The organism is Nitrospirota bacterium (genome assembly GCA_016219645.1).
Taxonomy (GTDB): domain Bacteria; phylum Nitrospirota; class Nitrospiria; order Nitrospirales; family Nitrospiraceae; genus Palsa-1315.
On record JACRLR010000064.1, the window covers coordinates 1 to 1,067 of the forward strand.

A 1,067-nucleotide genomic window follows, 5' to 3' on the forward strand; every position below is an offset into this window, starting at 1 on the left:
ATAGTACGTGATGAAGAACCGCCCCTCCTCGTGTACCAAAACAATTTCCTGATTTTCCAGGACCGTTCCATAGAGATCACCGAGGATCGGCAGAAGCACCTTGTTCTCCAATTCTCGTTTGACCGGATGCCAGTCGATGTCGAACAGTTGCGCAAAGCGCGAGCTGGGCCCGTTCTCGAGCACGTCCAACCACCAGGCATTCGCTGACCGTCCGATCCCCAGGTGGTTCGGTACGACATCGAGGATGTGTCCCATCTCGTGTGCATGGAGCGCACGGATGAACTCGCGATACTCGTCTTCGGTGCCAAGCTCGGGGTTCAGCACGGTGGGATCCACCACATCGTAGCCGTGTTCGCTACCGGGTATCGCCTTCAGATAGGGCGAGGTATAGCAGTCCGTAATACCCAAGTCATACAGATACGGGACAATCGTGGTCGCCGCCTTGAAGGGAAAGGTTCGATTCAGCTGCAGCCGGTACGTGGACACCGGCACAGTGGGCTCGCTTGTGGACGTGTCAGTCATAGGAGTTTTTGCGCGCGTGAGTCAGTCTCGGCGTCAACTCTCCACCATTGAGGTCATGCCACCCGTAAGTACACCGCCGCGGTGTATGCCTCTAGAGAGAGAGCCGCACCCTCCGACATAATGACCATCTCTTGCGGAGGACGCTCCCGGTTTTCCACCTCGCCCTCCTGTCCCGTGGAGCCCAGTCGAAGACGCCAATGTCCCCCCGGCTCCCGGAGAAGGACCGGCGTCCGCGCGCCGTTGAAGCTCAAGATCAACAGGGCATCCGGCCCTTGATCTCCCCGGCGATGGATGACCAACACATTATCTTGTTCGTAAGTCCAGACGTGGTGTTCGGATGGGCCGCCTCCGGTTCCCAGCGATGGAACCGTAGTCCGGAGCTCAATCAACTGTCTGGTCCACCTCAGCAGGGCAGCTTGACGGGGGTTCAAGGGTCCATTGACGTGAATGCATGACCGTTCGCAGGTGAGCGGATCTTGAGGATCCGGAATCTCTCCCTCCCATGCGAAGGATGCAAACTCCGCCCGTCGTCCGCGACGCACCGC

2 protein-coding genes are annotated in these 1,067 nt (G+C 58.8%); both read right to left on the reverse strand.

Going from position 1 to position 1,067, the window contains the following annotated elements:
• A partial coding sequence (locus tag HZB34_16880; GenBank protein ID MBI5317638.1) for a malto-oligosyltrehalose synthase occupies positions 1 to 522 on the reverse strand: 522 nt, incomplete at its 3' end.
• A gap of 53 nt (positions 523 to 575) precedes the next feature.
• A partial coding sequence (locus HZB34_16885) for a DUF3459 domain-containing protein (GenBank protein MBI5317639.1) occupies positions 576 to 1,067 on the reverse strand: 492 nt, incomplete at its 5' end.